The 8,533-nt window shown below is 71.7% G+C and carries 10 protein-coding genes and 1 pseudogene; 4 read left to right on the top strand and 7 right to left on the bottom strand.

From position 1 onward, the window contains the following. Positions 1 to 256: pseudogene (locus IE317_RS42090) on the bottom strand (GlxA family transcriptional regulator); the annotation flags it as partial. 72 nt (positions 257 to 328) lie between these two features. On the opposite strand from IE317_RS42090, the gene IE317_RS42085 reads away from it, so the two are divergent. After that, the gene (locus tag IE317_RS42085) at positions 329 to 871 is read left to right on the top strand and encodes a cysteine hydrolase family protein (RefSeq protein WP_191316947.1); all 543 of its coding nucleotides are present in this window, start codon (positions 329 to 331) and stop codon (positions 869 to 871) included. Here IE317_RS42085 and IE317_RS42080 read toward each other — a convergent pair. From IE317_RS42080 to IE317_RS42070, 3 genes are all read right to left on the bottom strand, one after another. Continuing rightward, the gene (locus IE317_RS42080) at positions 864 to 2,879 is read right to left on the bottom strand and encodes a protein meaA (protein ID WP_191316946.1); all 2,016 of its coding nucleotides are present in this window, start codon (positions 2,877 to 2,879) and stop codon (positions 864 to 866) included. The two genes, IE317_RS42085 and IE317_RS42080, sit on opposite strands and share 8 nt — an antisense overlap. A gap of 85 nt (positions 2,880 to 2,964) precedes the next feature. Beyond that, positions 2,965 to 3,480 carry a hypothetical protein gene (locus IE317_RS42075; RefSeq protein WP_191316945.1) on the bottom strand — a complete coding sequence of 172 codons (516 nt, stop codon included), beginning with the start codon at positions 3,478 to 3,480 and terminating at the stop codon, positions 2,965 to 2,967. Between the two features lie 52 nt (positions 3,481 to 3,532). Then, entirely contained in the window at positions 3,533 to 4,054 is a 522-nt protein-coding gene (locus IE317_RS42070; protein ID WP_191316944.1) for a PH domain-containing protein, read from the bottom strand. Between the two features lie 153 nt (positions 4,055 to 4,207). Here IE317_RS42070 and IE317_RS42065 point away from each other — a divergent pair, with 153 nt between their 5' ends. The 3 genes from IE317_RS42065 to IE317_RS42055 are packed head-to-tail and all read left to right on the top strand — an operon-like array spanning position 4,208 to position 6,084. Continuing rightward, positions 4,208 to 4,834: a LysE family translocator gene (locus IE317_RS42065; protein WP_191316943.1), complete on the top strand. Its 627-nt coding sequence runs from the start codon at positions 4,208 to 4,210 to the stop codon at positions 4,832 to 4,834. Further along, entirely contained in the window at positions 4,834 to 5,460 is a 627-nt protein-coding gene (locus IE317_RS42060; protein WP_191316942.1) for a LysE family translocator, read from the top strand. The genes IE317_RS42065 and IE317_RS42060 overlap by 1 nt, the downstream gene beginning before the upstream one ends. Positions 5,461 to 5,469: 9 nt before the next feature. After that, entirely contained in the window at positions 5,470 to 6,084 is a 615-nt protein-coding gene (locus IE317_RS42055; protein ID WP_191316941.1) for a LysE family translocator, read from the top strand. On the opposite strand, the gene IE317_RS42050 is transcribed toward IE317_RS42055, so the two are convergent. The 3 genes from IE317_RS42050 to IE317_RS42040 are packed head-to-tail and all read right to left on the bottom strand — an operon-like array spanning position 6,081 to position 8,498. Next, positions 6,081 to 7,271, bottom strand: a complete 1,191-nt coding sequence (locus tag IE317_RS42050; RefSeq protein ID WP_191316940.1) for an alpha/beta hydrolase family protein — start codon at positions 7,269 to 7,271, stop codon at positions 6,081 to 6,083. The genes IE317_RS42055 and IE317_RS42050 overlap by 4 nt on opposite strands. Beyond that, the gene (locus IE317_RS42045) at positions 7,268 to 8,086 is read right to left on the bottom strand and encodes an NmrA family NAD(P)-binding protein (RefSeq protein ID WP_191316939.1); all 819 of its coding nucleotides are present in this window, start codon (positions 8,084 to 8,086) and stop codon (positions 7,268 to 7,270) included. Before IE317_RS42045 ends, IE317_RS42050 begins: the two co-directional genes overlap by 4 nt. Then, a complete protein-coding gene (locus IE317_RS42040; protein ID WP_191316938.1) occupies positions 8,079 to 8,498 on the bottom strand; it encodes a nuclear transport factor 2 family protein in 420 nt (139 codons plus the stop codon). Before IE317_RS42040 ends, IE317_RS42045 begins: the two co-directional genes overlap by 8 nt. Between the last annotated feature and the right edge of the window lie 35 nt (positions 8,499 to 8,533).

Genomic DNA, 8,533 nt, shown 5'->3' with positions numbered 1-8,533 from the left:
AGGGCGGCACCGGGGCGAGGGGGTCGTCGCGGCCCGGCGCCAGCACGAGGTCGCAGCCGTCGAGCCCGGCGAGCCCGTGCGTGGCCGCGACGTCGCCGAACGGCGACGCGGGCGTGCGCACCCGGCCGGGGCTGCACCGCCGCACGGTGAACGGGCCGACCCCGCTGTCGGTGCGGTCCTGCCCCCAGACCTCGCCGATCACCGCGAGGTCGAACACCCGGGTGCCGGGCAACAGGAGAACGCCGATGGTGCGCATGGCAGGAAAGTACCGCATCGCGCACCTTCTGCCACTCCCCTGGAGGCCTCGAAGGCCGCGAAACTCGGCGGCATGACCGAAACGGCACTCATCCTGATCGACGTCCAGCGCGGGTTCGACGACCCCGAGTTCTGGGGCCCGCGCAACAACCCGGGCGCCGAAGCGAACATGAAGGCCCTGCTCGACGCGTGGCAGGAACGGCGGCTCCCGGTGGTGCTCGTGCACCACGATTCGCCGAAGCCCGGCTCGCCGCTGCGCCCGGGCCAGCCGGGCAACGACTTCAAGCCCGAACTCGACGGCGCGCGGCCGGACCTCGTGTTCGGCAAGAAGGTCAACTCGGCGTTCCTCGGCGACGTCGACCTCGACGCGTGGCTGCGCAAGCGCGGCATCACGAGCATCGTCGTGGCCGGCATCCAGACGAACTTCTGCTGCGAAACCACCGCGCGGATGGGCGGGAACCTGGGCTACGACGTCACTTTCGCCCTCGACGCCACGTTCACGTTCGACCTCCCGGGGGTGACCGCGGACGAGCTCTACCGCGTCACGGCGGCGAACCTGGCCAACCAGTTCGCCACCGTGAAGTCCGCAAAGGACGTCCTGGCGGAGCTCAGCTGAGGCCGTTCCGCTCCCGGATCAGGCTGACGATGCCGTCCATGATGCCGGTGAGCTCGTAGTCCTTGGGCGTGAACACCCGGGCGATGCCGCGTTCGGCCAGCAGCGCGGCGTCGTCCGGCGGGATGATGCCGCCGACGATCACCGGCACGTCGCCCGCGCCCGCGGCACGCAGGCCGTCGACGACGTGCGGGACGACTTCGAGGTGCGAACCGGAAAGCACCGACAGGCCGACGACGTGCACGCCTTCCTGCACGGCGGCCGCGACGATCTGCTCGGGCGTCAGGCGGATGCCCTGGTAGACGACCTCGAAACCGACGTCACGCGCCCGGACGGCGACCTGCTCGGCGCCGTTGGAGTGCCCGTCGAGGCCCGGCTTGCCGACCAGGATCCGCAGCCGCTCGCCCAGCTCCGCCTCGGTTTCCCGGATGCGGGCGCGGACGCGCTCGATCTCGGGGTCGCCACCGCCGCTCGCGGTCGCGGAAACACCGGTGGGCGCCCGGTATTCGCCGAACACCTCGCGCAGCGCGCCTGCCCACTCGCCGGTGGTCACGCCGGCGCGCGCACAGTCCACAGTGGCCTCGAAGAGGTTTTCCGTGGTCTGCGCGCGGTCCTTCAGCGCGGCCAGCGACCGCTCGACGGCGTCGTTGTCCCGCTGGGAGCGCCATTCCTCGATGGCGGTGACGGCGGCCTTCTCGACGGCCGGGTCGATCGTCTCGATCGCCTTCGCACCCTCGGCCTGCAGCGGCGACGGCTCGGTCGTTTCGAACTTGTTGACCCCGACCAGGACCCGCTCACCGTTCTCCAGCTCGCGGCGGTACTCGGCCAGCGAGGCGACCAACTGCGACTTCATGTAGCCGCTCTCGACCGCGGCGACCGCGCCGCCGAGGTCCTGCACGCGGGCGATCTCCTCGCGGGCGCCGGCCATGATCTCGTCGACCTTGGCCTGGATGACGTGCGAGCCGTCGAAGATGTCCTCGTACTCCAGCAGGTCCGTCTCGAACGCGAGCACCTGCTGCATCCGCAGCGCCCACTGCTGGTCCCACGGCCGCGGCAGGCCGAGGGCCTCGTTCCACGCGGGCAGCTGGATCGCGCGGGCGCGGGCGCCGCGGGAGAGCGACACCGCGAGCATCTCCAGCACGATCCGCTGGACGTTGTTCTCCGGCTGGGCTTCGGTCAGCCCGAGCGAGTTGACCTGCACGCCGTAGCGCAGCCGGCGCGCCTTGGGATCCGTTACGCCGTAGCGGTCTCGGGTGATTTCGTCCCAGAGCGCGGTGAACGCGCGCATCTTGGACATCTCCTCGACGAACCGGACACCGGCGTTGACGAAGAAGGAGATCCGCGCGACGACCTTCGCCATGTCGGCCGCGTCGACCTGCCCCGAATCACGCACGGCGTCGAGCACGGCGATCGCGGTGCACAGCGCGTACGCGACCTCCTGCGTCGGTGTCGCCCCGGCTTCCTGCAGGTGGTAGCTGCAGATGTTGATCGGGTTCCACTTGGGGACGTGGTGCACGGTCCAGGCGATCACGTCGGTGATCAGCCGCAGGCTCGGCCCGGGCGGGAAGATGTAGGTCCCGCGGGACAGGTACTCCTTGATGATGTCGTTCTGCGTGGTGCCGGCGAGTTTCGCGAGGACCTCGTCGACGTCGCGCCCCTCGGCCTCGGCCTGCTCGCGCGCCACGGAGACGTACAGCGCGAGCAGCCACATGGCGGGAGCGTTGATGGTCATCGACGTGTTGGCTTCGGCGAGCGGGATGCCGTCGAAGAGGCGTCGCATGTCGCCGATGTGCGACACCGGGACGCCGACCTTGCCGACCTCGCCGCGGGAAAGCTGGTGGTCCGGGTCGTAGCCGGTCTGGGTGGGCAGGTCGAAAGCCACCGAGAGGCCGGTCTGCCCCTTCGCGAGGTTGCGCCGGTAGAGCTCGTTCGACGCGGCCGCGGAGGAGTGCCCCGCATAGGTCCGCATCACCCACGGTCGGTCTCGCTCGCGGTCCGTTGGGTACGGCACAGGGCACCTCCGGCGGTGGACGTTTCGTCGAGTGTACCGACCGGTAACATAGCTGGGCAGTGGAATCGGACACGTCCGGGTGACGTCAGTGCGCGCCCGGCTCGGTCAGCACGCGGAGCTGCTCGTCCGCCGGCACCGCGAACAGCCGGATCGCGGGGAGCCGTTTCCGCATCGGAACACCGAGAGCGTCGCCGGGGGCGTCCCGGCGCGTGAAGGTGAGCGTGGCGGTGCCATCTCGTCCGACCCGGACGACCGCCGGCGCCAACGCGCTCCGGTACTCCGAGGCGCGTGTGCGTCCGGTGACGCGGTCGGCCACGACGATCCGCTCGCCGGTCACCACGTACACCGCGCGGCGCGTCACCCACAGCCGCCGGCCCACCGGCACCCAGGTGACCGCGATCCCGCACAGGACGACAGCCACGTCGGTGAGCGGGACCGGGCCGGTCATGAACGGCATCCCGTGCGCGGCGAACACCACGACCACGAGGACCGCTCCGAAGGCGAGGCAGCACCACTCGGGGCCCGTCAGGGCGATCCGTTGCGGCCGCCCCGACCACAGCATCCGCTCACCCGGCTCCAGCACGATGTTCGGCTCCGCCACCGCGACCTCCCTGTTACCGGGCTGACGCTGCCGGAGGCCGTGCGGGTTGCCCTCAGGCGGCCGAACTTCCCGCCTCCGGCGGCGCCTGGCGGGCCTTGGCCTCGTCGATGGCCTTGGTGAGCAGGTCGCGGACGCGCTTGGGCTCGCCGACGCCCATCAGCGTCACCGCACCCGAGCCGCCGAAGGTGATGGTCCCGGTGCGGGACGGTCCGGGCTTGAGGGCCGGCTCCGGCAGGGCGGCCAGCTCGCTGGAGCGTTCCTTCTGCCGGAACAGGCCCGAGCGCGCGATGATCCGGCTGTCCGTCACCGCGTAGGTCGTGCGGCCGAGCGCGAGGTACCGGACGATCGACCGGCCGACGGCACCGTAGAGGCCGAGCGCCAGCACGACCACCGCCGCGGCCATCGTGGGGCCGCTCGGCTGCCGGGTGAGCAGGAACCACAGCGCGGCGGCGGTGAGGACGAGCCCGGCCGGAGCCGTCACCGCGTCGGCGGCGACGTAGAGCGGGCGCTGGACCGGCTCTCCCGCCCAGAGCACGCGTTCACCGGGCGAAAGATCGATTTCCCCTGCTGACATGGCCGAACACTACTCTGCCGGGGCCTTTCCCGCCGAGTCCCGCGCGTGCTCGTGCACCATCTGTGCCCGGTCGGTCCCGCGCTGCCACGCGCCGAACCGGGTGACCGAAATCCGCGAGACCGGTGCCCGGCCCGTCGGTTAGCGTGGGCAGCCGTGACGTGGAGTTCGTACGGGAGTTACCTGGTCATCGTGGTCCTGATCGTCCTCGCTCCGGGGCCGGACACGATGGTGATGCTGAAGAACGCGCTGTCGGGCGGATTCCGGGGCGGCCTGCTCGCGTCGCTCGGCATCTTCGCCGGCAACGCCGTGCAGGGCAGCGCCGCGGCGCTAGGGCTCGGCGTGCTCATCGCCCGGTCGCAGCCGGTCTTCCTCGCGCTCAAGTGGGCCGGCGCGGCCTACCTCGTCTTCCTCGGTGTGCAGGCGCTGCGTGGCGCGCTGCGGGGCAACTACCACGCCGTCGAAGAGGCGCAGCGGCGCCGGGGCGGCGGCTTCCGGCGGTTCCGCGAGGGCTTCCTCTCCAACATCACCAACCCGAAGGTGCTGGTGCTGTACCTGTCCGTGCTGCCGCAGTTCCTCGACCCGGCGCGCACGACGACGTGGGACGCGCTCGCGCTGGCCTACACCGTCGCCGTGCTCGGCGTGGTGTGGTTGCTGGTGCTGCTGGTCTTCGTGCACCGCGTGCGGGCGTGGCTGGAGCGCCGCCGGGTGCGCCGCGCGCTGGACGGCGTCACCGGCACCGCGCTGCTCGGCTTCGGCGCCGCCCTCGCCCTGGAGTCCTGATGACCTGGAGCACCTACGCCGGCTTCGCCGGGATGATGGCCTTCCTGGCGATGATGCCGGGCCCGGACACGATGGTCGTGCTGAAGAACGCCCTGACCGGCGGCGCCCGCGGCGGCGGCTGGGCGTGCGCGGGGATCACCGTCGCGAACTTCCTCCAGGGCACGGCGGCGGCGTTCGGCCTGGGCGCGGTGATCACCCGCTACCGCCCGGTGTTCGAAACGGTGAAGTGGCTCGGCGCGGCCTACCTGGTCTTCCTCGGCATCCAGGCCCTCCGCGGCGCCTGGCGCGGGAACTACGAAGCCCTCGACGACGTCCGGAGGGCGCGCGCGTCCCGCGGACGCCGGTTCCGTGAGGGGTTCCTGTCCAACATCACCAACCCGAAGGTGATCGTGCTGTACCTGTCGGTGCTGCCGCAGTTCCTGACACCGGGGGTGACGGACCAGGCCGACGCGCTGCTGCTGGCGTACACGGTCGCGGCGCTGGGCGTGGTGTGGCAGGTGCTGCTGCTGTTCTTCGTGCACCGGGTGCGCGGCTGGCTGCAGCAGCGGAAGGTCCGGCGCGCGATGGACGGCGCGACGGGCACCGCGCTCGTGGGATTCGGCGCGGCGCTCGCCTTCGAGGCCTAGCCTGGACCCATGACCTGGGGAACTTATGGCACGTACGTGCTCTTCGTCGTGCTCGTGTTGATCGTGCCGGGGCCGGACACCGCCCTCGTGCTCAAGAACTCGCTCGCCGGCGGGCGGCGTGGGGGTGTGCTCACCGCGCTCGGGATCGGGTCCGGGAACCTCGTCCAGGGCCTGGCCGCCGCGCTCGGGCTCAGTGCCGTCATCGTCCGCGCCGAGCCCGTCTTCGTCACGCTCAAGTGGGCCGGCGCGGCCTACCTCGTCTACCTCGGTGCCAAGGCGCTCGTCGCCGCCTGGCGGGGGAACTACCGCGTCACCACGGAAACGAAGCCCCACGGCGGACGGCGGTGGCGTGAGGGGTTCCTCGGCAACCTCACCAACCCGAAGGTCCTCGTCTTCTACCTCTCGATGCTGCCGCAGTTCCTCTCCCCGGACTCCACGATCGCCGAAGCGCTGCTGCTCGCCGTGACCGTCGGGGTGCTGGCGACGCTCTGGCAGCTCGTCATCGTCGCCGGGGTGCACCGGATCCGGGCCTGGCTCGGGCGGCGGCGGGTCCGGCGCACGCTCGACGGCGTCACCGGCACCGCCCTCGTCGGCTTCGGCGCGGCACTCGCCTTCGAGGGCTAAAGCGTCCGGTCCAGCCAGTCGTAGATCCGGCCCGCCGCCAGCCGCTGGGCGCCGACGTGGCAGTGCGCGTCGGCGCCCTCCTCCGCCGTGAACGTCAGCAGCGTCTTCGGCCCCTTCAGGTGCGCGTACAGCCGTCGCGGCTCGGTCTCCTGCTCGCCGCCGAAGAACAGGTCGTCCGCCGCTTCGCAGACCAGGACCGGGCACTCGATCTTCTCCGCGACGCCGTCTTCGAGCGTGTACTGCAGGTACTTCGCGATGAACTCGCGGTCGGTCGCCGCGCCCAGGACGTACCGGCCGTGGTCGCACGCCCAGCGCAGCGTCGGGCTCTTGGCGCGGCCCGCGTCGAGCAACGCGTCGAACTCCTCGTCGTGGGGCGCCCCGGCCCGGCGGACGATCTCCTCGCGCGGCCACGGCAGCATCGACGTCACCGCGGCCCCGGCGTCGTACACGCCGTCCACCGCGACCACCGCGGCCAGGCGGTGCTCGAACGCCGCCGCGCGCGGGGCCAGCTCGCCGCCCAGGCTCACGCCCAGCAGCGCGATCCGGGCCGGGTCGACGCCGTCGATCCCGAGCGCGAAGTCCACCACCGGCGTCACCACGTGCTCCCAGTCCGGGCGGAAGACGAGCTTCTGCTGCCGGATCGCGCTCGGCTGGCCCGGGCCGTCGAACGTCAGGACGTGGTACCCGTGCGACGCACCGGCGGCCGCGCCCATGAAGTGGCATTCCTCGGCGCTGCCGTCGAAACCGTTGTGCATGATCAGCAGCGCCTTCGGGCCATCCCCCGGCGCGCGGTAGAAGTAGCCGTGAAGAACCGTTCCCTCGTAGGGGATTTCGATCGGCTCCGCGACATCCGCGCGCCGGAAGCACTCGACGCTGCGGTCGTACGCCGCCGCGATGCGCGGGTCCGCCGGGTCGCCGTGCAGGAAGAACTCCGCCGAGAAGTAGTACGTCGACGCGCGCAGCAGCAGGTCTCGCGCGGTGGCGGGCCCCGCCTCGGCCGCTTCGGCGTACAGCCGGTCGGCGAGCGCGCGGTAGGCGTCGTGCCAGCTGTCGTAGTCGCCCGGTGTCACGGTCGAGGCGGCCGCGAGGACCTCGCCGAACTCCGCGCCGCCGTAGGACGTGTGGCCGAACAGGCGCAGGGTCTCGAACCAGAACTGCGCGTCCTCTTCGAACATCAGCTGCTTCATCGGATTTCCTCCCGGGCAAAGGTTTCGAACGAACGGGCCGGCCGCCCGGTGACCTGCTCGACGGCCGGAGTGACGCGGTCTTCGGTGCCCCGCCGGATGTCCTCGTCGAGGGCGGCCAGCACGCGGGCGAACTCGGCGGGAATTCCCGACGCCGTCAGGCGTTCGGCGAACTCGGCGGTGGTGACGGCCCGGTGCCGCACCGGACGTCCGAGCTGTGCCGCCACGATCGCGGCCGCCTCGGCGTAGCTCAGCGCGGCCGGTCCGGTCAGGACGTGTTCGGTGTTGTGCGGTTCGGGATCGGTCAGCGCGCGGACGGCGACCGCCGCGATGTCGCCGGCGTCGACGAACGCGACCCGGGCGTCACCGGTGGCCGTGACGATCTCGCCGTCCCGCACGCCCTGGGCGACCAGGTGCTCGCCGGTGAAGTTCTGCATGAACCAGGACGGCTTCAGCACCGCCCACTCCGGCGCCGTGCGCACCAGCCGCTGCAGCTCGCCGAGGCCCGGGGTGTCGTCGGTGACGGCCGACGAGCCGAGCAGGACGACCCGCCGGACGCCCGCCGCCAGGGCCTCCTCCAGGAAGGGCGCCACCAGACCGGCGGGCGAAGCTTCGCCGATCGGGGCCAGCAGGTACACCGCGGAGGCGCCGCGCAGCGCGTCGGCGTGGGTGGCGCGGTCGGCCCAGTCGAACCGGACCTGCCCTGCCTCACCTGGCTTGCGCGTGGCCGCCCGGGCCGTGACGCCGTTCGCGCGCAGGCCCGCGACGACCCGGCGGCCGGTCGTGCCGGTGCCGCCCAGGACCAGGACGTCAGCCACCGAACGCCTCCGTCAGCTCTTCGACGCCGCCGAGGACCTCGGCCGCGGCCAGCGGGCTCCAGTAGTCGCGGTAAGTGCGGATTTCGCCGTCCTCGACGGTGATCACCGCGATGTAGGACAGCTCGTACGGCTTCTGCGTGGCCACGACGACCCCGGCGACGGTGAACTCGACGACGACCACGGCCGGGTCGGCGGTCTCGTGCACGGTCTTGGCCGTGACTTCCCGGATGTCCAGCAGGTTCGGGTAGTCGCGCAGGTACTCGCGGATCGCCTCGCGGCCTTCGACGCGCTTCGGGTAGCCCGGACCGGCGAACGGGAACTCGAGGACGCCGTCCTCGGCCCAGAGCCCGGCGAACCCGGCCATGTCGTGCTTGAGCAGCAGTTCGAGTGCGTGCTCGACGAAGTCGTGCACTACAGCCTCCTTCGACGTTCGGACGAGACGGTACC

Source organism: Amycolatopsis bullii (genome assembly GCF_014654205.1).
In the GTDB taxonomy this organism is placed as follows: Bacteria; Actinomycetota; Actinomycetes; order Mycobacteriales; family Pseudonocardiaceae; genus Amycolatopsis; species Amycolatopsis plumensis.
This window is presented reverse-complemented; position numbering and strand designations above follow the sequence as displayed.

Coding starts and splice junctions, on each gene's coding strand:
- IE317_RS42085 (WP_191316947.1), top strand. CDS start 329: ATGACCGAAACGGCACTCATCCTGATCGACGTCCAGCGCGGGTTCGAC.
- IE317_RS42070 (WP_191316944.1), bottom strand. CDS start 4,054: ATGTCAGCAGGGGAAATCGATCTTTCGCCCGGTGAACGCGTGCTCTGG.
- IE317_RS42060 (WP_191316942.1), top strand. CDS start 4,834: ATGACCTGGAGCACCTACGCCGGCTTCGCCGGGATGATGGCCTTCCTG.
- IE317_RS42055 (WP_191316941.1), top strand. CDS start 5,470: ATGACCTGGGGAACTTATGGCACGTACGTGCTCTTCGTCGTGCTCGTG.
- IE317_RS42050 (WP_191316940.1), bottom strand. CDS start 7,271: ATGAAGCAGCTGATGTTCGAAGAGGACGCGCAGTTCTGGTTCGAGACC.